Source organism: Campylobacter sp. 1569 (assembly GCF_024723675.1).
In the GTDB taxonomy this organism is placed as follows: Bacteria; Campylobacterota; Campylobacteria; order Campylobacterales; family Campylobacteraceae; genus Campylobacter_D; species Campylobacter_D jejuni_C.
This window is the reverse complement of the sequence record NZ_JANQDB010000005.1, coordinates 84264-106898: the sequence shown is the minus strand read 5'-3', so window position 1 is coordinate 106898 and position 22635 is coordinate 84264. Positions and strand designations below refer to the sequence as shown.

The following is a 22635-nucleotide window of genomic DNA, read 5'->3' as shown; positions in this document are numbered from 1 at the left end:
AAAAACAATGAAAAAAGGTTATTTTAAAGTAGATTTTGAGCGTAAAAATCCTCAAAATGCTTATGAAAAATTCATACAAGTAATCAAGCGTTCTTTAAATACAGAGCTTTTTGTAGGTTTATTTGTTGTATTAAGAGAAATGTTTAAAAAAAACAATAGTGCAACGATTAAATATCCTATGGAAAAAGTTGCTTTAGATAATCGCTACCGTGCAGTTCATCGCTTAATGCGTTTTATTGAAAGTGAAAATGAATGTTGTATTGGTTGTGGCTTGTGTGAAAAAATTTGCATTAGTAATTGTATAAGAATGGAAACGAGTTTAAGTGAAGATGGACGCAAAAAGGTCGAAAATTATAGTATTAATTTAGGGCGTTGTATTTATTGTGGATTTTGTGCTGATGTTTGTCCTGAACTTGCCATTGTGCATGGTAAAGAATATGAAAATGCCGCAGAGCAAAGATCTTATTTTGGTCAAAAGGAAGATTTTTTAACTCCTATTGATGAGCTTAAAAATCAAGTGGTGTTTGAAGGAAGTGGTAGTTTAAGAAAAGATGCTGATGATTTAGTAAAGAAAACTCCAAATTATTATGAGATAGATTTGCAAAGACAGCAAGATGCTCCAAAGGAAGAAAATGTTTGAAACGATAGCTTTTTGTTTATTAAGTGTTTTGGTGTTGGGATTTTTTTTAATTAGTGTTTTAAGCACTAGTATGCTTTACGCTATTAGTTCTTTGGCTGTGGCTATGGTTTTTTTAAGTGGATTTTATTTTTTACTTAATGCTGAATTTATTGGAGTAATTCAAATTATCGTTTATAGTGGGGCTATTTTAGGTCTTTATAGTTTTGCTATGATGTTTTTTGATGCTTCTATAAAAGTAAAAGAAAGTTTAAAAGGTAAAAGAATCTTCATTTTTGCTGTGATTTTTAGTGCTGTTTTATTAGTTAGTATTATTATGGGATATGAGTTTGGTTTAAATGAAACTAGTGAAGTTTATAGTCTTGATTCTACCCAGCAAATAGGCTTTGCTCTATTTACAAAATATATGCTTGCTTTTGAATTTATGGCAATTTTACTTTTAATAGCTTTAATTTGTGCTATAGCACTTACTCAAAAAAATATAAAAAAGGACGAACAATGATGTTAGAAAAATACTACATTGTGGCTATTTTGATGTTTATCATTGGTCTAATAGGTATCATAAAACGCCAAAATTTAATTATGCTTTTTATTTCAAGTGAAATTTTATTAAATGCTGCTAATTTGGCTTTAGTTACAGCAGGAGCTTCTCATAAAGACATAGAAGGTCAAATTTTTGCTTTATTTGTAATGGGAGTTGCAGCTTGTGAAGTAGCTGTTGGGATAGCACTTTGTGTTTTATGGTATAGAAAAACAGGAACACTAGAGCTTAGCTCTTTAGCTGAAAAAGGAGAGATAAAATGCAAAATTTAGCTTTAATTACACTTTTTTCTCCTTTGGCTTCAGCTGTTATTTTAGGTATTTTTGCTTTTAGTGCTAAGAAAATTATTTTAGGTTATTTAGCTTCTTTATTTATAGCTTTTTCAGCTCTTGCTTCAATTGTTTTATTAAACAATGGAGTACATTTTAATTTTGAACTTGGTACTTGGATATCTTTAGTAGATGTTAGTTTTGGTTTTAAAATAGACTCTATTACTTTAATTATGATGAATGTAGTAAGTATAGTAGCGACTTTTGTGCATTTATATAGTATATTTTATATGGAGCATGATGAAGGATTTAATCGCTATTTTAGCTATTTGGGGCTTTTTGTTTTTTCTATGATGTTTTTGATTATGAGTGATAATTTCTTAGGGCTTTTCATAGGTTGGGAAGGTGTTGGACTTTGCTCATGGCTTTTGATAGGTTTTTGGTATCATAATGAAAAATACACTTTTGCTGCTAATGAAGCATTTATCATGAATAGAATTGCAGATTTGGCTTTGCTTTTAGGAATTTTCTTAATTTATATAGAATTTAATTCTTTAAAATACGATGAGTTTTTTACCCTTTTATCTTTAGGGCATGAAAATGATACGATTTTGATTTTAATAGCGCTTTTACTTTTTGTAGGTGCTATGGGTAAATCAGCACAATTTCCTTTCCATACTTGGCTTGCTGATGCTATGGCAGGACCTACGCCAGTTTCAGCTCTAATCCATGCTGCTACTATGGTTACTGCGGGAGTTTATTTGGTAATTCGCGCAGGGGAGCTTTATTTACAAGTTCCTGAAGTAGGGTATTTTATCGCTATACTTGGAGCTTTTGTAGCACTTTTTGCTGCTTCTATGGCTATGGTGGCTAAAGATTTAAAAAGAATTATTGCATACTCGACGCTTTCTCAACTTGGGTATATGTTTGTAGCAGCAGGTCTTGGAGCTTATGCAATAGCTTTATTTCATCTTGCAACTCATGCATTTTTTAAATCTTTATTATTCTTAGGTGCGGGTAATGTTATGCATGCTATGAATGATAAGCTTGACATTAGTAAAATGGGTGGACTTTATAAAAGTATGCGTTTTAGTGCTATTTTAATGCTTATAGGTTCTTTAGCTTTAGCAGGAATTTATCCTTTCGCAGGATTTTTCTCTAAAGATTTAATTTTAGGATTTTCTTTTATAAGTCATCATCATGGAATTTTTTTAGTACTTTTAATAGCAGCTTTTATGACAGCTTTTTATAGCTTTAGACTTTTAATGCTTGTATTTTTTACTCCAAAAAGACATGAAGAACATCCCCATGAAGCTAGTAAAATAGCTTTGCTTGCGATGAGTCCTTTGGCTTTGCTTGCTATTATTGCGGGTTTTTTTGAGCATAGCTTTATGAATTTTGTAAGTAAAAATTTAGCTTTTATTGATGGTCAAAATTCTTTAGTTATGGTACTTGCAAGTGCTGCTGCAGTGCTTGGAGTGCTTTTAGCTATCATGGCTTATTGGAAAAATTGGTTTAAGCCATCACTTTCTAAAACAAGTATTTATAAGCTTTTGTTTAATGAATATTATATACCAAGATTTTATCATCAATTTGTTGTTGGTAAATATGCGTTATTTTGTGACTTTTTAAGAAGAAATGACAAAGAAGTTTTGGATGCTTTGGTAGATAGTGTTGCTTATTTTCTCAAAATGTTTGCAAAAACTCTTAGTATAGAGAAAGGATTTTCATTAGTGTTAAGAATTTCTGTTTTGGCTTTTGTGTGCTTATTTTGTTTAGCTTTGGCGGTGTAGAATGCTTGGTCTGTTGATATTATTTCCATTTTTTGCAGCTTTTATGTCTTTGTCTTTACAAAAAGAAGATTCTAAAGCTTTTGCTATTTTAGTTAGCTTTTTGATTTTAATTTTAAATGTTTTTTTGTTGTTTAATTATCATGGTGGCATAGCTTATGAATTTAATTTAAATTCTTTATTGGTTAATTTTCATATTGGTGTAGATGCTATAGCGCTTTATTTGATGTTGCTTTGCTCTATTATGATTTTTTTATCTTTTATATGTTTGGATATTCAAGATAAAAGTGTTGTAGTAAGTATATTTTTATTACAATTTTGTATTATAGGACTTTTTGCTTCATTAGATGCTTTATTGTTTTATATATTTTGGGAGTTTTCTCTTATACCACTTATTTATTTAATAGGTAGATATTCTAATAACTACAAAGCAGGGATTAAATTTTTCATTTATGCATTTTGTGGTTCTATGCTCATGCTTTTAGCGATTATTTATGTAGGATTTTTGTATTATCAAAGTTTTGGGTATTGGAGTTTTGATTTGCTTGCTTGGTATAAGAGTGAATTTTTTATACCTGAAAGTGTGCAAAATTTAATCTTTATAGGTTTTTTTGTTGCTTTTGCGATTAAAAGTCCTTTATTTCCTTTTCATACTTGGGCTCCAAAAGTTTATGCAAAAAGCCCAACACTAGTTTCTGTAATGCTTGTAAGTTTTAAAATGGCGCCTTTTGGATTTTTAAGATTTATTTTACCTTTAGCGCCCGATACTTTGAATCATTATTATTCTTTACTTGCTATTTTATGTATAGTTGGGATTTTATATACAGCCTTAATTGCTTTTAAAACTAAAGATTTAAAAGAATTAATTGCTTATAGTTCTATTTCGCATTTGGGTGTAGTGGTTTTAGGTATTGTAACTTTTACTTATAATGGAGTAAGTGGTTCTGTATTTTACATGTTTGCACATGGTATAGTAACAGGTGGTTTGTTTTTGGCTGCTTACATACTCTATAAAAGATACCATACTTTTGATTTAGACTTTTATAAAAATTTAGCTAAAACAGCTCCACTATTTAGCTTTTTCTTTGCAGTGTTATTATTTTCATCTATTTCATTGCCTTTAACTATTTCTTTTGTAGGTGAGTTTTTAATATTGCAAGGTGTAGCAAGTGTAAATTTATGGTTCGCATTATTTGCAGGTGGTGTGATTATTTTAGGGGCTATTTATATGCTAAATGTTTATAGGAATATGTTTTTTGCTACTAATGCAGAAAAAATAGAAAAGCTAGTATTGAAAAAAAGTGAAATTTTTATTTTAAGTATTTTAAGTGCAATAGTGATTTATTTAGGTATAGCTCCAAGTGCTATGCTTGATCAAATTGCTTTAAATGTAAATAGTATTCTTGAAGTTATGCAAACAAGAAATATCGCAATAGAAAATCAAAAAATTATAGATAATATAAGAGGTTTTTAATGAGTGGCTTTAGTTTAGAAAAATTGAATTTTGTATTATTATTTCCTATGTTATCATTGCTTTTTTGGGCTATTACTTTGCTTTTGTTGAGTGTGTTTAAAAAACTTTCTAGAAATTTTTACATAGGAGCAAGTGTTATAGCTTTATTTAGCGCTTTATGCTTTTTATTGCTTTATAATGGTTTTGTTTTAGATAATTCTCATGCTTTTTTTGGTTTATTTGTAAGTGATAATTATGCAATTTTTGCACAAATAATTATTTTGGTTTTTTCTATGCTTTATTTATTAATGGATAAAGATGAGCAAAAGGCAGAGTTTTTTTCTTTATTTTTATTTATGGTTGCTTCTTTGATATTAATGGTATCAAGCACTAATTTAATTGTAATTTTCTTAGCATTAGAAGGGTCTTCTTTAGCTCTTTATACATTAATAGCATTAAGAGGAACTCATAATGCTATTAGCTCTAGTATAAAGTATTTTACTCTAGCAGCAGTAGGAGCTGGGTTTTTTGTCTTTGCTTGTGCTTTTGTGTATTTAAAAACTCAGTCTTTGGATTTAGATAATCTATTGTATTCTGAATATATTTCAGATCCTATTTTACTTTGTGCTGGAGTAATGTTTTTAGTTATTGTTGGGGTAAAGCTTTCTATTGCACCTTTTCATTTTTGGTTAAAAGATGTGTATTGTGGTGTACATACAAATTTTATAGCATTTATATCTATAGTGCCAAAAATAGCTATGATAATAGTGGTTTTAAGAATTTTTTCTGCTTTAGGTGGTGGAGTAAAATTTGAATATATAGTAGCATTACTAGCAATTTTTTCTATGCTTACTGTAAGTATAGTAGCTTTAATCCAAAAAGATGTAAAAAAAATGCTTGCATATAGTTCTATTACTCATTCTTCTTTTATATTAGCAGTTATTGTTTCTAGCATGAGCGTGAGCTCTCAGGGTGATGGTACTTCTTATTGGCTTTCAATTTTTGCTTTATTTGCATATTGGATATCGTTTGCTTTTGCAAATTATGGAATTTTCCTAATATTAAGTTTATTTCAAAAAAGCTCATTTGAGAGTTTTTCAGGCTTGTTTGATCAAAGACCGGTGTTGTCTATAATACTAACTATATTTATTTTATGTATAGCAGGTATTCCGCCTTTTGGAATTTTTTGGGGTAAAATTTTAATTTTAGCTTCTATTTTAAACTCAGGTTATTATGTACTTGTATTTGCCATAGCTTTAAGCTCAATGATTATGCTTTATGCTTATTTGAAAATTTTAATTTATGTTTTTTTTAAAAAATCATATTTAGTAGAAAGTATGAAATTGAATATTAAACAAAAGATTATTTTGAGTATATGTTTGATAGGGAGTCTTTTTTTATATGTTTTTGCTTTTGTAGAATAATATTGCTATAATCACGCTTATGATAAGGGTTTTAGTTTCATTTTTATTAAGTATAACTTGTATGTTTTCTTTTGAAATTATTGTTAATAAAGGAGAAGAACATAAGCGTCCTTTTACTCTTTTGCATTTAAAAGATGACAAAGAATTTTCTTGCAAGAGTGTTTTTGAATTTGAAAGAAATTATTTTGAATGCAATGTTTTGGGTGTTAGTAATATGCAATTTCAAAATAAGGAATTTGATGATTTTTTAATTTCTTTTGAAAAACATCAAACTTTTTTGACTATTAAAATTTATCCAAAAACTTTAGCTAAAATGTTTAATTATTCTCAAGATATTTTCAATACCAAAGAAATTCAAAATCATAGTGGAGATTCTTTTAAGCATTTTGTTTTTGTATTTACAGAAGATTTGAGACACTATAAACCTAGTGACGGACTTGACTTTGATATTTATTTTGATAATGCTTTAATGCCTTTTATTGGCGCTTTAGATTTAAATTCAGATCCTATGGAAACTTCACAAAGTGCAGATTTTAATGCGTATTTTAGCATCAAGCAAGAATATGAAGCTAAAAAGTATGATCAAGTTTTAAGAGATTCTATAAATGCAATTAAACGTTATCAAGGTAGTGTATTTATGAATGAATTTGAACTTTATAAATTAAGAGCACAGAATAAGCTTTATACTTACGAACTTGATAAAGATCAGCAAGTTTTAGAGCAAATGCTTAATGATGCAAAAAGATGGGTAAGAACTTATATTAACGATAAAGACTATACAGAAGTAATGTATATTATGATGAGAGTTTATATGGGTCTATCTCAAAGATCTAATGTTGAATATGTTGTGGATATTTTAAATACTGAACATAAAGGGGATAAATATACAACAATAGCTTTACTTGATTATGCAGATTATTTATATCATTTGGGTAAGAAAAATATTGCAAACAATATTTATCAAGATGTGTATTATTCTACCGTAGACACTGATTTGGCAAGTAGAGCAGCGCTATTTTTATCAAAAAATTATTTAGAACAAAAAAATTTTAAGGAGGCAAAAGATTTAGCAAGCCGAATTTTAACTTCTAATCCTGATTTTTTTATTCAAGATTTATCTAATGCCTTGATATTGGCAAAAACTTTAGATAACTATAGAATTTATGACTTAAGTTCTAAAATTTATGAATATATTTTTACTCATTTAACAAAAGTGGATAAAGAATATGAAAGAGTGTTAAAAGATCTTGCTTTGGCTATGTTAAATGCAAATGAGCATACCAAGGCTCAAAAATATTTAGATCTTTATGCAGAAGATTTTCCTTTGGGTGAATATGCAAGTTTAATCAAAGAAGCTCAAGATAAAAACTTTTTGTATTTAAAAGATGCTAATGCAAGTTTTTTACATCAAAGATATGAAGAAATTATACAAAAATATGCCGGAGAAATTTCTAGTAAGGCATTGTTTGATAATGTAAAATTGTATTTTCAAGAAAAAAACTATGAAAAAGTTGTAAGTTATCAAAAAGATATTGAAAAATATTCTAACAAAGAAGCTAAAAATCTTTTAGAGCAAGCTGCTATTTTAGTTTTAGAACAAAAATTAAAAAACGATGAGTGTTTAGCTGCTGTGAAAATATATGATGATTTTAAAACTTATAAGGTAGGAGGTAAAATACAAAACAAAAAGCGTATGCTTGAGTGTTTTAAACGTACTTCTCGTATAGAAGAAGCTAAAAAATATATCGTGGAAAATGAAAACGATGACGTGATTTTTTATAAGCTTCAGAGTGCAGATTTGGCTTTAAAAGATAAAAGTTATAAAAATGTTATTAAAACCATTAACGATATTTTAAATACAAGAACGATTATTAGTGATAGTGAAAAATTCGAAGCAAATTATATTAAATTTTTTGCCGAGCTTGGATTGCAAGATTATAATGCCATGATAAGAACTTTGCAAAAGTTAGAGCAATTTCCTATGAATTATCGTATGGTGGAATTATATTATGAATTTTTGCGTTATAGTGAAAAAAATAATTTTTTAACAAGTATTTTAACCTATGCTCCAAAGGCGATTAACTATCAAAATTTAAAAGGAGTAAATCTTTTTAGTCCTGATTTAGAATTTATCTATATCAAAGCTTTAAAACAAAGCAATCAAGCTCAAAAAGCCTTAACTTTGTTTAAAGATTTGCTTGCTAATCCTTTAAAAGATGATGAGCGTGCAAGAGCTTTTTATATGCAAAGTAATGTATATGAAGACTTAAAAGATGTGCAAAATCAAAAACAAAGTTTACAAAATTGTATAGATATTAACACAACAAGCAATTGGCAAAATTTATGTAAAGATAAATTAAATATTTTAAATACTCAGCCTTAATATTTTTTTAAAATATAAGCTTTTAAATTCTCATAAGCGCTTTGAAAATCTAAAATTTCTTTATTAAATTTTTTATTAAAAGTTCTTTGTCTTTTAGCAAGTTGTCTTGTGTGAATGATGATGAGTTCTTCAAGCTCTTTTAGATTTATTTTTTTATCTAAAAACTCTTTACATTCTTTCAAACCTATGGAATTTAGTGCTTTTAAATTATGATCATAATTATCAAATAGCATTTTAGCTTCATCTATTAAACCCTCATCAAGCATATTTTGCGTGCGTTTAATAATGCGTTTTTCCAAAAGTTCTTTTTGCCAAGAAATTTCAAAAACATCAAGCTCTTTAATTAAAGCTTCTTGTTTAGTTTCTTTTAAAACTTCACTTGGAATTTTATTAGTTTGTTCATAAATTCCAAGCCATTTTTTCAAACGATAAGTATCATTTTTTTCTATTTTTGCTTGTGGATCAATTTTTATCATTAAATGATAAATTTCATCATTATTTAGTGTACTTTGACTTTCTTTGAATTTTTCACTCAAGCCATCCATTAAAGCTTTTAAATAAAAACTAGTTCCACCTGTGATAATAAGCATTTGATTATTTTTTTGGGCAAAAGCTTTTGCTCTTTTGTATTCTTCAAAAAATAAAGCAATATTAAAATGCTCATTAACATTTAATAAATTTATGCCAAAATAATCAAGCTCATCTAGGGTTTTTTGCTCTGTTTTTGCTGAAGCGATGTTGATTTGTTTATACACGCAAAGACTATCAAGGCTTAAAATACTTGCATTAAATTCATAAGCTAGTTTATTAGCAAGTTCTGTTTTGCCACTTGCAGTAGTTCCAATGAGTGCAAATTCAAAAAACATCGTAAAAATATCCTAAATTTAAAATTATTTTAGTAAAATCATAACAAAAATATATTATAAAGAGAAAAAAATGCCTATATTAAAAGAAAAATTAAAAGATATTTTAGATTTGATAGTTTTTAAGCATTCTATTTTTGCCCTACCTTTTTTATTTACTTCAATGATTGTGGCTTCTGTTATTTTAAATGATAGCACTTGGTTTGGTTTCAAGGCTTTATTTTTGGGGGTTATTTGTGCAGTGAGTGCAAGAAATTTTGCAATGGCGATTAATCGTTTGATGGATGAGGATATTGACAAAAATAACCCAAGATGTGCAAATAGACCTAATATCGATGGGCGTATAGGCAAAGCTAGTATTTTACTTTTTATTATTTTAAATGCTATTATTTTTGTTTTGGTAAGCTATTTTATTAATAAATTAGCCTTTGCTCTTTCTTTGCCGGTATTGTTTATTTTAGCTATTTATTCAGCTTTTAAAAGATTTTCATCCTTAGCGCATTTAGTATTAGGATTTTGCTTAGGGCTTGCTCCTATTGCAGGTAGCATTGTAGTTTTGGGAAGTATTGAAATTTATAGCGTGATTTTGTGTTTGGGTGTTACTTTTTGGACAGCCGGATTTGATTTGCTTTATGCTTTGCAAGATATGGAGTATGATAAAAAAACAGGCTTACACTCTATACCTGCTAAATTTGGGCTCGATGCAACCTTGTTTATCTCAGCGTTTTGTCATGTTTTAGCAGTGCTTTTTTGGCTTTTATTTGTTTGGGTAGCTCCAACGGGAAATATTGCTTTTTTAGGCGTGATAATTAGTGCGATTATTTTATTTTTTGAGCACCGCATTGTTAGAAAGAATTTTGCAAAAATTGATAAAGCATTTTTTACTTTAAATGGTTATTTAAGTATAGTGTTTTTTATATTTATTTGGGTTGATCTTTTATGGAGATAAAATTTTTTAAAAGCTCGTTAGAGCTTGAGTTTGAAGAGAGTAAAGAAAGATATGAAGAGTTTTTGCAAGAATATCTTTCAAGTAATAATTATGTCAATTTAAGTAAATGGAAAAAACTTGCTTCAAGAGTGGAATTTAGTGAAGGTGAGCAAATTATTTTTGATTTGCTTATGGATATAAAACAAGAATTGTATTTGATAAAAAATGATATCAATAAAACAAAATTATTTACAGATTTAAAATATAAAGCCTTTGTGGTGGGTGTAAATTTTGCACACATTCAGTTTAAAGAAAAGTGTTTAGCTCAAGATGAGCAATATTATGCAAGATTTGAGTTAAATGGTCAAAAAATTAGTATTTTTTTTAAAGCCTTAAATGAAAATGAAGCAAAAATTACACAAATAAAAGCAGAAGATGAGCTTGTGTATGATAATTTTGTGGCAAATATGCAAAGAGCGATGATTAAGATTTTAAAGGAGCAAGAAAATGGATAGTGATTTATTGTTGTGGCTAGTTGTAGCTTTATTAATTTTTGCTATGTTTGCTTATATGATGATTAAAGAAAAAGAAAGTATTGTCAAAATTAACGAGCTTGGTAAGATGATAGAAGATTTAAATAAGCAATATCATTATTTAAAAAAAGAAAGTTTGGACGAGCAAGAACAAGAAAAAGAAGAAATAGATACTGAAGCTATTAAAGAAGAATTAAAAGAAGAACTTTTGCAGGCGCTAGAACAAAAAATCAATCAAAATATTATTCCTATTTTAAATGCTTTAAAAGAAGTAGAAGAGGTAATTGAAGAATTTCAAAGTGAACAAAAAAATCGTTTGTTAAATTTAGAACAAAAAACCCAAAGTATTACAAAATTAAGTCCAAGTTATGATAATGAAGAACAAAAAGTGATAGAGCTTTTTAATCAAAAAAAATCCATAGAGCAAATTGCCAAAGATTTGCGTATAGGCATGGGTAGGGTTGAACTTATCTTGAAATTTAATAAATTATTATAAAGGTTCTTTATGTTAGTGGATAGCTATGGAAGAGTGATAGATTATTTAAGAATCTCAGTAACACAAAGATGTAATTTTCGTTGCCTTTATTGTATGCCAAAAACTCCATTTGAATGGAGTGCTAAGGAAAATCTTTTATCATTTGAAGAACTTTTTATGTTTGTTAAAGTTTGTATTGATGAAGGAGTTAAAAAAATTCGTATTACAGGTGGTGAGCCTTTAGTAAGAAAAGATTTGCATAAATTTATTGCTATGATTAGTGAGTATAAGCAAGATATAGACTTAGCACTTACTACTAATGCTTCTTTATTAAAACAACAAGCAAAAGACTTAAGACAAGCGGGTTTAAAAAGAATTAACATCTCTTTAGATACCTTAAAAGAAGAAATAGCTTTTAAATTAGCTCAAAAAAATATACTCAAAGATGTGTTAAATGGTATTAATGAAGCTTTAGAATTAGGTTTTAATATTAAATTTAACACCGTAGCGCTTAAAGGGATTAATGATAATGAATTTATTGATCTTTTAGAATTTGCTAAAGCACGCAAAAGCCAAATTCGCTTTATAGAATTTATGGAAAATTACCATGCTTATGGAGATTTAAAAGGCTTAAAATCAGCAGAAATTTTAAACATCATTGCTCAAAAATATTCTTTTAAACAAGGACAAAAAAGCCCAAATGCACCCGCGACTATTTATGAGCTTGAAGATGGGTATGAGTTTGGTATTATTGATCCACATAGTCATGATTTTTGTGATAGTTGTAACCGTATAAGACTTTCAGCCGAAGGACTTTTAATACCTTGTTTGTATTATGATGAGGCATTAAGCATTAAAAAAGCTATACGTAATAAAGACATAGCAGGTGCTTGTGAAGTTTTAAAAACCGTGATAAAAAACAAATCAGAAAAAAATAGATGGGCTGAAAATGAAGCCAATCAAAGTTCTACAAGAGCTTTTTATCAAACAGGTGGATAATGGAAGTTGTTGAGACTTTTTTAAGCTTGCAAGGTGAGGGAAAATATAGCGGAAATTTGGCTATATTTGTAAGGTTTGCTGGATGTAATTTTAACTGCACAGGCTTTGGAGTAAAAAAAGAAAAAGATTCTAAAATACTTTTAGGCTGTGATACTATAAGGGCTGTTTTTACTAAAGAATTTAAAACTTGTTATAAAACATATACTTCAGCAAAGCTTTTTGATGAGGTTTTAAAGTTAGCCAATTCACGCAAAGTTATAGTAGTAATTACGGGCGGTGAGCCCTTGTTAAATCATCAAAACAAAGATTTTTTGTGTTTTATTAATTTGCTTTTAGAAAATGATTTTAAAGTGCATTTTGAAACAAACGCAAGTATTGAAATTGATTTTGAAAAATATCCTTTGTATAAAAAATGTTATTTTGCTTTAGGAGTAAAGCTTAGTAATAGCGGGGTTAAAAAAGAAAAAAGGATTAATGAAAAAGCCTTAAAGGATTTTAAACATTATGCTAAGGATAGCTTTTATAAATTTGTTTTAGACAAGGATTTTTTACAAGAAAATAAAGCCTTAGAGGAGATTAGTGAAATTTTACAGATTTGTGAAAATGAGGTGTTTTGTATGCCTATGGGGTCAAATGAAGAAGAAATTTCTAAAAATGCCTTAAGTGTTGCTGAATTTTGTATAAAAAATGGATATAATTACTCTGATAGAATGCATATTAGAATTTGGGGAGATAAAGAAGGCGTATGATTATTAGAAAAATGTTTGAATTTGAAAATGCTCATATTGTTAGATTTTGTAGCTCCAAGCGATGTAAAACAAGCATACATGGCCACTCTTATAAGGTAGAAATTTTACTTGAGAGTAAATACCTTGATAATGCTGGAATGGTGTATGATTTTGGCTTGTTAAAAGATGAGATAAAACAAATTATTGATAGTTTTGATCATGCTATTACACTTTTTAAATATGATGATAAAGTTTATTTAGAAGATATGAAAAAACACTCACAAAGATGGGTAAGTTTGCCTGTGAATGTAAGTGCGGAAAATTTTGTACGTATATTTTTTGTTTTGATCGATGCTTTGCTTTTAAAAACTAAGATGATTAATGGAGAGCAAGGTGTTAGTTTAAAAAGTATTATTGTGCATGAAACAAGAACAGGATATGCACAAGGTTTTAGAGAAGATGCTTATAGTGAGTTTTTGCCAAAGATAAATCTAACAGATATTGAATTTTCACAAGCTGTAATTGATGAATGGAGAGATAAAGATTTTTTTAAAAAACTTCAAGACTCAAATTTTGTTTTTGTCAATCAAAAGGAGGTGTGATGAAAAAGGTTTTACTAATTGTGCCATTGTTGCTTTTTATGGCTTGCTCAAGTCAAGAAAATAAAAATACAAAAAAAGAAGTTCAAACTGAACAAGTTCAGATTGAGCAAAGTGATTCTAATGTTATTATAGATGATGAGACGCTTCCTATACCTGTAGATGATGATATCAAAGATGAAAATAGCACACAAGGATAGTGATGGATCAAAGTTATGAGTTTTTCTTAGCATTGCATGTATATAGTCTATATGCAAATGGCTTTTTAATGTTGTTTTATTTATATCTAACTCAAAGTAGTTTTTCACAAGAGTTTATTTTTATAAAAAGAATTCGCCTTTTTTTGCCAATTTATTATTTATTTTTAGCAATTACACTTTTTACAGGAAGTTTGCTTTGGGCTTTAAAGCATTTTGAGCTAAATCTCTATATACTTTCTATGTGGTTTTGTTGGATTTTGATTTTTGCTTTGGCTATTTATCAATTTATTTTATTTAAAAAAGCAAGATTGTTTAAGCGTTATGCTAAATTTAGATTTTTAAGCTTTTTTATTTTGTGTTTGGGTATATTTTTACTTTTTGTGCCTTATTTGCTTCAAAGGTTTTATTTTTAATGCGATTTTTATATCACCCACAAAGTGGTGTTTTAAATTTAGAGTTAGAAAATGAAGCTTTTTTACACTTAAAAGCTAGAAGAATTAAAGTAGGCGATAAAATCATATTAAAAAATTTAAAAGATTTTTTTGCTTATACTTATGAATGCATAGAGCTTTCTAGACGCTCTTGCGTATTAAATTTACTTGATAAAAAAGAAGAAAAACAAGAATTAAAAACATATTTGCATTTAGCTTTAGCGGTGATTGATCCAAAGATTATAGAAAAAACTTTGCCTTTTTTAAACGAGCTTGGAGTGGCAAAGCTTTCTTTTGTGTATATGGATTATTCACAAAAAAATTTTAAGTTAGATTTTAAAAGAATGGAAAAGATTCTTATAGAATCATCCCAACAATGTGGTCGTGCTTCTTTAATGGAGCTTGAAAGCTTTGATGATTTTAAAAAATTTCAGCAAGTTTATGAAAATATTGTTTTGATAGACTTTGAAGGTGAAGATTTGATGAGTTTTGAGCCTAGTAAGCATGTTTTTTTAGTAGGCGCTGAAGGTGGATTTTCTCAAAAAGAAAGAGAAGTGAATACAAAAAAAGCAAAATTACAAGCTAATTTCATACTCAAAGCGCAAACGGCTTTAGTAGGGGTTGCTTCAAAATTCATAATTTAAAAACACGCTTAAATTTAGCTATTTTTTATATAAAAATCTATATAATTACGCCTTAATGTTTTGAAAAAGGATAAACAATGAAAAAAGAAATTCATCCAGAATATGTAGAATGCAAAGTTAGTTGTGCTTGTGGAAATTCTTTTACTACTAAGTCAAATAAACCAGAAATTAAAGTTGATATTTGCTCAAGTTGTCATCCATTTTTTACAGGTAGTGAAAAAATCGTAGATGCTGCGGGTCGTGTAGAGAAATTTAAGAAAAAATACGCAATGCAATAATGTTATATTTTATTCCTACACCCATAGGAAATTTAAACGATATTTCTTTTCATTCTTTAGAAATTTTACAAAAATGCAAACTCTTTTTGTGTGAAGATACGAGAGTTTGCAAATCTTTAGTCCATCTTCTTAACGAAAAATTTAATTTAGAAATAAAACCTGATAAATATCTAGCCTTGCATACTCATAATGAAAAAGATTTTTTGGCAAAAATAGATGAGAGTTTTTTTGAACAAGATATTGCATATTTAAGTGATGCGGGTATGCCAGGTATTAGCGATCCGGGACAATTTTTAATTGAATATGCTATTAAAAACAATATTGACTATGAAGTCTTAGCAGGATCAAATGCTGCTTTGCTTGCATTAGTTTCAAGTGCATTTTGTAAAAAAGAATTTATTTTTATGGGTTTTTTGGCTAATAAAAATCCTCAAAGACAAAAAGATATTGAAAATTTAATGCTTAATCCTTATCCTAGTATAGTTTATGAAGCGCCCACTAGAATACTTAATTTAGTAGAAGAAATTAGTAAAATTGATCCTTTACGAGAAATTTTTATCATAAAAGAAGCAACAAAGAAATTTGAAACTAAATTTAGAGCAGAAGCTTTAGAGGTTTTGGAAAAATTAAAAATAATGGATTTGCGTGGTGAATGGTGTGTAGTGGTAAGTGCCAAAGAAAAGCAGTTTCATCAAAATACCTTGTGTGAGCAAGATATTTATGAGCTTGATTTACCTTTAAAAGCAAAAGCAAAACTTCTTTCGAAAATCAATGCAAAATCTCCAAAAGAAAATTATCAAAAACTGCTTTTAAGTTGAATTTGGTTATTATTTAAAAATGATAGTTTATGGTAAGCAAGTGTTTTTTTATATCTTAGAAAAGCATAAAGAAAAAATTAAAGAAATTTATTTAGCAAAAGAATGTGAAAAAGCTGATTTTTCAAAAATAGCAAAGGTATCAAAAAAAATTAAAAAACTTGATTTTAAGGCCGCACAAAGTTTAGCAAGAGGTGGAAATCATCAAGGTTTTTTAATGGAAATTGATGAATTTGAGTTTAGTTCTTTTGAGAGTTTAAAAGAAAAAGATTTTATAATTATTTTATATAATATTAGCGATGTTGGAAATATAGGTGCTATCGTGCGCAGTGCTTATGCTTTGGGTGCTGATGGGGTTATTTTGGTAGCTAAAAGTGTGGCTATAGATGGAGTTATCCGTGCAAGTAGTGGTGCGGCTTTAGATATGAAAATAGTTTTAAATGATGATATTTTAAGCATGATAAATGAATTAAAACAAAAAGGTTTTTATATCTATGCTAGTGCAAGCGGAGGTAGTGATATACATACTATCAAGGCCAAAGATAAAAAAGTTTTGATTATGGGAAGTGAAGGTTTTGGTATAGCGCCAAAGGTGCTTAAAAAATGCGATGAGTGCGTAGGTATAAAAATGTATAATAATTTTGATAGTTTAAATGTAAGTGCAGCATTTGCAATACTTTGCGATAGGATGAAAAATGGATAGTTGGAAAAAATTAGAAGATTTAAATTTGTTAGAAGTTCAAAAAAGAACACAAATAGAAATAGCTTGTCTTGAATATATCATTAAAAAAGATTTTAAGTCTTTATCCCGCTTTAATGTAAATGGCTTTATTAAAATTTTACAAAGAGAGTATGAGCTTGATTTTTCTAATTTTTTAGAAGAATATCATATGTATTTAGAGGAAAATGGCATTGAGAGAAAAAATCATGTGCATATTTCACCTAGAATGAACTCATATACTAAAGAAAGCTCAAGTGTATGGTATATTGTGATTATAGTAGTAGTGCTTTTGATGGTAGCTTTAGCTTGGGGTGTTTCAAGATTTTTTCAAAGTTCTACTTTAGATGAAAATACTACCAATGTATTAAATCAAGAGCAGGTTGTTTTAGAAGAAAAAGTTGATGAAAATGAAACACCAGTTCTTAATTTTTTTATTGATAATGTTATGGAAAATAATGAAACAAATACAACTATTTTAGAGCCAATAGATGAGAGTAATAACACCATAGAAGAAACACTAGAAGATAATGCTAGCTCAAATATGCCTGAAGAAAATATCATTTTACTCAATGAAAGCATTATAAAACCAAGTGCAGAGCTTTGGCTTGGTATGGTGGATTTAAAAACTTTTAGAAAGAGTTCTTTAACTATTAAAAATGATTATGTTTTATCTTTAGATAAGGATATGTTAATTACTACAGGTCACGCTGCTTTTAGTTTAAATGATGAAAATAACAATACTTTAGAGTTTAAAAATGGCGTGTCTAAATTTTTAATGATTAAAGATGGTAAAATCAAACAAATTACAAAAGCTGAATTTATCAAAGAAAATAGAGGAAAATTATGGTAAGAATTTTTATATTTTCCATTTTTTTTACCCTTAATGCTTTTGCGCTAAGTGCTTTAGAAGTTGCAAAACATATTGTTAATGATAATTCCAAAGATGCAAAATTAGAGCTTTTGTTTGCAAGAAATGATTATAAAGATGAACGCGGAAATGTAGATATTTACACTATTTCTCAAATTTTAAAAACAAATTCTTTGGCAAATTTTATATTAAATGAGCCAAAAACTCTAACTTTTAGTTTTAAAGCTCAAGCTGATTCTGTTTTATTTTTTAAAACAATTAACGATACTTTAAACGAGCTAGGATATGTGTATTTTATACCAACTGAATTAACTTTAAGAGAAAATTATATCACTTATAAATTAGCTGTAGATTCTCAATATATGCTTGATCCAGGGGTTTTTTATAAAGCCTTGTTATCAAGCTCTGTTTTTATTAAAGATATTTCTAAAATTTCAGAGCTAAATTATGAGTATGAATTGGACTTTTCAAAAGCAAAACCCAAAGTTAATACTCAAATTTCACTAAATACCATTACTCAATTAAACAAACCTTTAAGAGAATATATTATTGATTTGCAGGGTGCAAAAAGTATGGAGCTTAGTGCGCATAATCTTGATTCTTGGTTTTGTAAAATTCAGTTTTTAGATAAAAATTTAAATTTTATTCAAGGTGTAGAAAATACACACAAGCAAAATGAAATAAATGTAAATATACCATTGGGTGCAAAATATGCTATTATAGGGGACATGTTTAGCCTTGATAATATAAAAAGGGGTTTAAAAATTTACTTAAGACGCTAAAAGGATGGACGATGTTTGAAGAAATTCATTTTAATACCATAGAAAGACTTCCAAATTATGTTTTTGCTGAAGTTAATGCGATTAAAATGGCAGCAAGAAGAGCAGGGGAGGATATAATAGATTTTTCTATGGGAAATCCTGATGGCAAAACTCCTCAGCATATTATAGACAAGCTTTGTGAAAGTGCAAACAAAGAAAAAACTTCAGGTTATTCCGCTTCTAGTGGAATTTATAAACTAAGACTTGCAATTTGCAATTGGTATAAAAGAAAATATGATGTCAATTTAGATCCCGAAAGTGAAGTTGTCGCAACGATGGGCTCTAAAGAAGGCTTTGTAAATTTAGCAAGAGCCGTTATTAACCCAGGAGATGTAGCTATTGTGCCTACACCTGCTTACCCTATACATACCCAAGCTTTTATCATAGCAGGTGGTAATGTAGCGACTATGAATTTTGATTTTAATGAAAATTATGAATTAAATGAAAATACTTTTTTTGAAAATTTACAAAAAACATTACATGAAAGCATTCCGCGTCCAAAATATGTAGTAGTAAATTTTCCGCATAACCCTACAACGGTTACAGTGGAAAAAAGTTTTTATGAGAGATTAGTTGCTATGGCAAAAAAAGAAAGATTTTATATTATTTCTGATATTGCTTATGCAGATTTGACTTTTGGGTCTTATAAAACTCCTTCGATTTTTGAAGTTGAAGGTGCTAAAGATGTAGCAGTAGAAACTTATACGCTCTCAAAATCTTACAATATGGCAGGTTGGCGTGTGGGCTTTGTGGTAGGCAATAAATGCTTAATTGCAGCTTTGAAAAAAATCAAATCTTGGTTTGACTATGGTATGTATACTCCTATACAAGTCGCTGCTACTATAGCTTTAGATGGAGATCAAACTTGTGTTGAAGAGATTAAAGCAACTTATACAAAAAGATTAGAAGTCTTACTTGATTCGTTTTTTCAAGCAGGATGGGAGCTGAAAAAGCCTAATGCAAGCATGTTTGTTTGGGCAAAACTTCCTCAAAGTAAGGCTCATCTTGGTAGTATGGAATTTTCCAAACAGCTTTTGCGGAAAGCAAATGTAGCAGTAAGCCCTGGAGTTGGCTTTGGTGAAGCGGGTAATGAGTATGTTAGAATAGCTTTAATAGAAAATGAAAACCGCATTCGTCAAGCAGCAAGAAATATAAAAAAATATTTAAGAGAATAAAATGAAAATAGCAATTTTAGGCTATGGCACGGTAGGAAGTGCTGTTGTAGAAACTTTGTTAAAAAATCAAGATTTAATCAAAGCAAGATGTGATGAAGAAATTATTCCAGTGATTGCTTTGGCAAGAAATCCAAAGCCAAATGCATTGATTCCTGTAGTAAATGATATTGATGAGGTTTTAGAGCGTGAAGATATTGATGTGTTTGTGGAGTTAATGGGTGGTATTGATTTACCTTTTGAGATAATTTCAAAGATTTTAAAAAGAAAAAAATCAGTAGTAACCGCTAATAAAGCTTTGCTTGCTTATCATCGTTATGAGCTTGAAAAATTAGCACAAGATACAGCTTTTGGTTATGAGGCAAGTGTGGCAGGTGGAATTCCTATTATTAAAATTTTAAAAGAGGGTTTGAGTGCTAATAATATTGTTTCTATTAAAGGTATTTTAAATGGTACAAGCAATTATATTTTAAGTAAAATGACTGAGGATAATGCTAAATTTCAAGAAGTATTAAAAAAAGCACAAGATTTAGGATATGCTGAAACTGATCCAACTTTTGATATAGAAGGTTTTGATGCTGCGCATAAACTTTTGATTTTAGCAAATATTGCTTATGGACTAAGAGTAAAACCTGAAGATATCTTGATTGAAGGTATTAGTAAGGTAAGTGATGAAGATATTTATTTTGCAAAAGAATTTGAATACACCATAAAGCATTTGGGTATTGCTAAAATAAAAGATGAAAAAATAGAGCTAAGGGTTCATCCTGCTATGTTAAATAAAGACAAAATGTTAGCAAAAGTTGATGGAGTGATGAATGCTATTAGCGTTGATGGAGATATTTTGGGTGAAAGTTTATATTATGGCCCAGGAGCAGGTGGCAAGGCAACTGCAAGTGCTGTGATAGCAGATTTAATCGATATAGCAAGAAAAGAAAAAAACAGTGCTATTTTTGGATATTTAAATGATACCTCTTATAAAGTTTTAAACAAAGATGAAATTTATACAAGATATTATTTAAGATTAAAAGTATTAGACAAAATAGGGGTTTTATCAAAAATTACACAATTAATGAGTGAACATCAAATTTCAATTGATACATTTTTACAAAAACCTAAAAAAGAAAAGCAAGATTGTAGTACTTTATTTTTCATTACTCATCAAACATATGAAAAAAATATACAAATTTTAACTCAAAAGCTTAGAGAACAAGAATTTGTAAAAGATGATGTTTTTATGATGAGAATAGAAGATTAATGGCGCTTATGCAGTATCTTTTTGGTAAAAAAGGAGAGGATTTAGCGTGTGAGTATTTAAAAACTCAAGGTTTTGAAATTTTAAAAAGAAATTTTCATTCTAAATTCGGAGAAATCGATATCATTGCTAAAAAAGATAAAATTTTACATTTTGTTGAAGTTAAAAGCACACAAGGTGATTATGAAGTAGAATATAGATTAGATAATAAAAAATATAATAAAATTGTTAAGACTATAGAATATTACTTTATGAAACACAAAAGTGATGAGAATTATCAAATAGATTTGCTTTGTGTATATAAAGATGATACAAAACTTTTAGAGAACATCGGTTATTAAGAGAATATTTATTCTAATTTAATAAAATGTGAAAAAATAAAGGAGAAAAAATGGGAAAATATATTGATTTAACTACAGAAAATTTTGCACAAGCAAAAGAAGGTGTAGCTTTAGTAGATTTTTGGGCTCCATGGTGTGGACCTTGTAGAATGCTTGCACCAGTAATTGATGAGCTTGCAAATGATTTTGATGGTAAGGCTAAAATTTGTAAAGTAAATACAGATGAGCAAGGCGATTTGGCTGCACAATTTGGTGTAAGATCTATCCCAACTATCATTTTCTTTAAAGATGGCGAAGTGGTTGATCAGCTAGTGGGCGCTCAATCAAAACAAGCTTTAGCAGACAAACTAAACTCACTTTTATAATCTTAAGCCACTTTTTGTGGCTTTTCTTCATATTTTTTACTATTTAATAATTTTTATTATTTATAATTAAAGAAAAATTTGTATAATACCTATAAATAAAACTACAAGGAAAATATTATGTTGGATTTAGCTATTATAGGTGGTGGACCTGCGGGTTTAAGTGCCGGTTTGTATGCTACAAGAGGTGGATTAAAAAATGTTGTCATGTTTGAAAAAGGTATGCCTGGCGGACAAATTACTTCAAGTTCAGAAATTGAAAATTACCCTGGCGTTGCTCAAGTTTTAGATGGAATTTCTTTTATGGCTCCTTGGAATGAGCAATGTATGCGTTTTGGTTTAAAACATGAAATGGTAGGTGTAGAACAAATTAGCAAAAATACTGATGGAAGTTTTAATATAAAATTAGAAGGTGGTAAAAATGAACAAGCAAAAGCTGTAATTGTATGCACAGGTTCTACACCGCGTCGTGCTGGTTTTAAGGGTGAGGATGAATTTTTTGGTAAAGGTGTAAGTACTTGTGCAACTTGTGATGGCTTTTTTTATAAAAACAAAGAAGTAGCTGTTTTGGGTGGTGGAGATACAGCCTTAGAAGAAGCATTATATCTAGCTAATATTTGCTCAAAAGTATATTTAATCCACAGAAGAGATGAATTTAGAGCAGCGCCTTCAACAGTTGAAAAAGTAAAGAATAATGAAAAAATAGAATTAATCACAAATGCAGTAGTTGATGAGGTTTGTGGTGATAATATGGGTGTTAATAAAATTAAAATAGCATTTAATGATGGCTCTAAAAGAGAACTTGATGTGCCTGGAATCTTTACCTTTGTTGGATTAAATGTAAGAAATGAAATCTTAAAACAAGACAATGGTGAGTTTTTATGTGCCATGGAAGAAGGCGGTCAAGTGAGTGTAGATCTTAAAATGCAAACTAATATTGCAGGATTATTTGCAGCAGGTGATTTAAGAAAAGATGCGCCAAAACAAGTAATATGCGCAGCAGGTGATGGAGCGGTTGCAGCGCTTAGCGCTTTAGCTTATATTGAAAGCTTACATTAATATTCACTTAAATTTCACAAAAACTAATTAAGATTCTCCTATAAAA

27 protein-coding genes are annotated in these 22635 nt (G+C 28.8%); 26 read left to right on the top strand and 1 reads right to left on the bottom strand.

The features are described from left to right. The first annotated feature begins 7 nt into the window (after nt 1-7). From nuoI to CAMP5060_RS03920, 7 genes are read left to right on the top strand one after another with little or no spacing between them, the layout of a single operon-like run. Nucleotides 8-640, top strand: a complete 633-nt coding sequence (gene nuoI, locus CAMP5060_RS03950) for an NADH-quinone oxidoreductase subunit NuoI (protein ID WP_087699779.1) — start codon at nt 8-10, stop codon at nt 638-640. Further along, a complete protein-coding gene (locus CAMP5060_RS03945; RefSeq protein WP_087699777.1) occupies nt 633-1139 on the top strand; it encodes an NADH-quinone oxidoreductase subunit J in 507 nt (168 codons plus the stop codon). The genes nuoI and CAMP5060_RS03945 overlap by 8 nt, the downstream gene beginning before the upstream one ends. After that, on the top strand, nt 1139-1450 hold the full coding sequence (gene nuoK / locus CAMP5060_RS03940; RefSeq protein ID WP_087699810.1) for an NADH-quinone oxidoreductase subunit NuoK: 312 nt from the start codon (nt 1139-1141) through the stop codon (nt 1448-1450). Before CAMP5060_RS03945 ends, nuoK begins: the two co-directional genes overlap by 1 nt. Then, on the top strand, nt 1438-3240 hold the full coding sequence (gene nuoL / locus CAMP5060_RS03935) for an NADH-quinone oxidoreductase subunit L (RefSeq protein ID WP_261544924.1): 1803 nt from the start codon (nt 1438-1440) through the stop codon (nt 3238-3240). Before nuoK ends, nuoL begins: the two co-directional genes overlap by 13 nt. Nucleotide 3241: 1 nt before the next feature. Continuing rightward, a complete protein-coding gene (locus CAMP5060_RS03930) occupies nt 3242-4711 on the top strand; it encodes a complex I subunit 4 family protein (RefSeq protein ID WP_214135781.1) in 1470 nt (489 codons plus the stop codon). After that, nucleotides 4711-6114, top strand: coding sequence for an NADH-quinone oxidoreductase subunit N (locus CAMP5060_RS03925; protein ID WP_337217942.1), 1404 nt, complete (start codon nt 4711-4713; stop codon nt 6112-6114). Before CAMP5060_RS03930 ends, CAMP5060_RS03925 begins: the two co-directional genes overlap by 1 nt. Nucleotides 6115-6133: 19 nt before the next feature. Continuing rightward, complete coding sequence (locus CAMP5060_RS03920; RefSeq protein ID WP_337217941.1) at nt 6134-8497, top strand: tetratricopeptide repeat protein; 2364 nt, start codon at nt 6134-6136, stop codon at nt 8495-8497. On the opposite strand, the gene miaA is transcribed toward CAMP5060_RS03920, so the two are convergent. Next, a complete protein-coding gene (gene miaA / locus CAMP5060_RS03915) occupies nt 8494-9363 on the bottom strand; it encodes a tRNA (adenosine(37)-N6)-dimethylallyltransferase MiaA (RefSeq protein ID WP_214100006.1) in 870 nt (289 codons plus the stop codon). The genes CAMP5060_RS03920 and miaA overlap by 4 nt on opposite strands. A 70-nt stretch (nt 9364-9433) precedes the next feature. On the opposite strand from miaA, the gene mqnP reads away from it, so the two are divergent. The 19 genes from mqnP (at nt 9434) to trxB (ending at nt 22589) form a co-directional block, all read left to right on the top strand. Continuing rightward, entirely contained in the window at nt 9434-10309 is an 876-nt protein-coding gene (gene mqnP / locus CAMP5060_RS03910; RefSeq protein ID WP_214100005.1) for a menaquinone biosynthesis prenyltransferase MqnP, read from the top strand. Further along, nucleotides 10300-10803 carry a hypothetical protein gene (locus CAMP5060_RS03905; protein WP_214100004.1) on the top strand — a complete coding sequence of 168 codons (504 nt, stop codon included), beginning with the start codon at nt 10300-10302 and terminating at the stop codon, nt 10801-10803. The genes mqnP and CAMP5060_RS03905 overlap by 10 nt, the downstream gene beginning before the upstream one ends. Beyond that, on the top strand, nt 10796-11317 hold the full coding sequence (locus tag CAMP5060_RS03900) for a hypothetical protein (protein ID WP_087699764.1): 522 nt from the start codon (nt 10796-10798) through the stop codon (nt 11315-11317). The genes CAMP5060_RS03905 and CAMP5060_RS03900 overlap by 8 nt, the downstream gene beginning before the upstream one ends. Before the next feature lie 9 nt (nt 11318-11326). Further along, nucleotides 11327-12295 (top strand): GTP 3',8-cyclase MoaA, encoded by a 969-nt coding sequence (moaA, locus tag CAMP5060_RS03895; protein WP_337217940.1) that lies wholly within the window; start codon nt 11327-11329, stop codon nt 12293-12295. Beyond that, nucleotides 12295-13044: a 7-carboxy-7-deazaguanine synthase QueE gene (locus tag CAMP5060_RS03890; protein WP_261529755.1), complete on the top strand. Its 750-nt coding sequence runs from the start codon at nt 12295-12297 to the stop codon at nt 13042-13044. The genes moaA and CAMP5060_RS03890 overlap by 1 nt, the downstream gene beginning before the upstream one ends. Then, nucleotides 13041-13625, top strand: coding sequence for a 6-pyruvoyl trahydropterin synthase family protein (locus tag CAMP5060_RS03885; protein ID WP_087699759.1), 585 nt, complete (start codon nt 13041-13043; stop codon nt 13623-13625). Before CAMP5060_RS03890 ends, CAMP5060_RS03885 begins: the two co-directional genes overlap by 4 nt. Beyond that, the gene (locus CAMP5060_RS03880) at nt 13625-13822 is read left to right on the top strand and encodes a hypothetical protein (protein ID WP_087699757.1); all 198 of its coding nucleotides are present in this window, start codon (nt 13625-13627) and stop codon (nt 13820-13822) included. The genes CAMP5060_RS03885 and CAMP5060_RS03880 overlap by 1 nt, the downstream gene beginning before the upstream one ends. Before the next feature lie 2 nt (nt 13823-13824). Further along, complete coding sequence (locus CAMP5060_RS03875) at nt 13825-14235, top strand: hypothetical protein (RefSeq protein ID WP_087699755.1); 411 nt, start codon at nt 13825-13827, stop codon at nt 14233-14235. Further along, entirely contained in the window at nt 14235-14897 is a 663-nt protein-coding gene (locus CAMP5060_RS03870) for a 16S rRNA (uracil(1498)-N(3))-methyltransferase (RefSeq protein WP_337217939.1), read from the top strand. Before CAMP5060_RS03875 ends, CAMP5060_RS03870 begins: the two co-directional genes overlap by 1 nt. 77 nt (nt 14898-14974) lie before the next feature. Further along, nucleotides 14975-15175 (top strand): 50S ribosomal protein L31, encoded by a 201-nt coding sequence (gene rpmE / locus CAMP5060_RS03865; RefSeq protein ID WP_012662118.1) that lies wholly within the window; start codon nt 14975-14977, stop codon nt 15173-15175. Beyond that, nucleotides 15175-15993 (top strand): 16S rRNA (cytidine(1402)-2'-O)-methyltransferase, encoded by an 819-nt coding sequence (gene rsmI / locus CAMP5060_RS03860; RefSeq protein WP_214126228.1) that lies wholly within the window; start codon nt 15175-15177, stop codon nt 15991-15993. Before rpmE ends, rsmI begins: the two co-directional genes overlap by 1 nt. Nucleotides 15994-16012: 19 nt before the next feature. Next, entirely contained in the window at nt 16013-16693 is a 681-nt protein-coding gene (gene rlmB, locus CAMP5060_RS03855) for a 23S rRNA (guanosine(2251)-2'-O)-methyltransferase RlmB (RefSeq protein ID WP_337217938.1), read from the top strand. Continuing rightward, nucleotides 16686-17561 (top strand): hypothetical protein, encoded by an 876-nt coding sequence (locus tag CAMP5060_RS03850; RefSeq protein ID WP_087699747.1) that lies wholly within the window; start codon nt 16686-16688, stop codon nt 17559-17561. The genes rlmB and CAMP5060_RS03850 overlap by 8 nt, the downstream gene beginning before the upstream one ends. Then, entirely contained in the window at nt 17555-18361 is an 807-nt protein-coding gene (locus tag CAMP5060_RS03845; RefSeq protein ID WP_214126226.1) for a hypothetical protein, read from the top strand. Before CAMP5060_RS03850 ends, CAMP5060_RS03845 begins: the two co-directional genes overlap by 7 nt. 11 nt (nt 18362-18372) lie before the next feature. Further along, the gene (locus CAMP5060_RS03840) at nt 18373-19575 is read left to right on the top strand and encodes an LL-diaminopimelate aminotransferase (protein ID WP_337217937.1); all 1203 of its coding nucleotides are present in this window, start codon (nt 18373-18375) and stop codon (nt 19573-19575) included. Between the two features lies 1 nt (nt 19576). Continuing rightward, a complete protein-coding gene (locus CAMP5060_RS03835) occupies nt 19577-20830 on the top strand; it encodes a homoserine dehydrogenase (protein WP_214099994.1) in 1254 nt (417 codons plus the stop codon). Continuing rightward, the gene (locus CAMP5060_RS03830) at nt 20830-21168 is read left to right on the top strand and encodes a YraN family protein (RefSeq protein WP_337217936.1); all 339 of its coding nucleotides are present in this window, start codon (nt 20830-20832) and stop codon (nt 21166-21168) included. Before CAMP5060_RS03835 ends, CAMP5060_RS03830 begins: the two co-directional genes overlap by 1 nt. A 50-nt stretch (nt 21169-21218) precedes the next feature. Further along, nucleotides 21219-21533, top strand: a complete 315-nt coding sequence (gene trxA, locus CAMP5060_RS03825; protein WP_039619298.1) for a thioredoxin — start codon at nt 21219-21221, stop codon at nt 21531-21533. A 117-nt stretch (nt 21534-21650) separates the two neighbouring features. After that, entirely contained in the window at nt 21651-22589 is a 939-nt protein-coding gene (gene trxB / locus CAMP5060_RS03820) for a thioredoxin-disulfide reductase (protein ID WP_214099993.1), read from the top strand. Nucleotides 22590-22635: the final 46 nt, after the last annotated feature.